This is a genomic window from Kineococcus endophyticus (assembly GCF_040796495.1).
Classification (GTDB): Bacteria; Actinomycetota; Actinomycetes; order Actinomycetales; family Kineococcaceae; genus Kineococcus; species Kineococcus endophyticus.
This window is the reverse complement of the sequence record NZ_JBFNQN010000046.1, coordinates 1-1,010: the sequence shown is the minus strand read 5'-3', so window position 1 is coordinate 1,010 and position 1,010 is coordinate 1. Positions and strand designations below refer to the sequence as shown.

General features: G+C 67.0%; 2 protein-coding genes. Both read right to left on the bottom strand.

What is annotated here, in order from left to right; translation table 11 throughout:
• Positions 1–723: IS3 family transposase (locus AB1207_RS24475; protein WP_367641452.1), on the bottom strand; the 723-nt coding region annotated here is incomplete at its 3' end.
• Positions 720–1,010, bottom strand: a 291-nt coding sequence (locus AB1207_RS24470) for a transposase (protein ID WP_367641451.1), incomplete at its 5' end; no start/stop codon positions are given. The genes AB1207_RS24470 and AB1207_RS24475, both read right to left, overlap by 4 nt.

The window sequence follows — 1,010 nt, the reverse complement described above, 5'->3', positions numbered from 1 at the left end:
CTCGTACGTCGCGAAGAACGACTCGGCCACGGCATTGTCGTAGCAGATTCCGGTCCTACCCAGGGAGCGTCGCACACCGTTTCGGTCGCAGAACTGCGCGAACTGCTTCGAGGTGTACTGGGCTCCCCGGTCCGCGTGGAAGATCACTCCCGGTGCCGGTCGGCGGTGCACCAGAGCCATCTGCAACGCCGCGACGACCAGGTCGGTGCGCATGTGCGTGTCGATCGCGTACCCGATGACCGCGCGGGAGTGCAGGTCGATCACGGTCGCCAGGTAGGCCCATCCGTCCCACGTCTTGACGTAGGTGATGTCCCCGCACCAGCGGGTGTTGGCCTGCTGTGCGGTGAAGTCACGCCCGATCAGGTCCGGCTCCGGCACCGGGTCGCTGCCGCCGATGGTGGTCCGCTTCCAGGCTTTCGGGTGCCACCCGGCCAGTTTCAAGCCTTGCATGAGCCGGTGCACGCGCTGGAACCCGACCCGCACGCCCTGGGCGCGCAGCTGGGCCAGCACCCGTCGACGGCCGGGGTTGCCACGCAGCGCGCCGAAGATGGCCACGATCACCGCGCACAGCTGCTCATCGGCGATGTGTCGGGTGCTGGGTCCGGCCGCGGTGCGGGCGCGCCAGGCGTAGTAGCCCGAGCGCGAGACCCCCAACTGCTGGCACATGAACGTCACGGGGTACTCATCGGCCTCGTCCCAGTCCGCGATGGCCGCGAAGATCACTTCTGGTCTTCCGCGAACCAGGACGCTTCTTTCTTCGCGAGCTCAGCTTCCATCCGCGCCTGCCGGACCTCGACCCGAAGCCGCTCGAGTTCGGCGCGTTCGGACTCATCCAGGGGCGCTGACTGCTGAGCACCGTTGCGGGATCCGCGTTCCTTCTTCACCCACTTGCCTAACGTCATCTCGTGAACGCCGATGTTGCGGGCGACCTCGCCGATCGCTCGGTGGTCATCAAGGACACAGGCTACTGCCTGGGCCTTGTACTCGGGGGTGAAGTGCCGGCGGGTAGA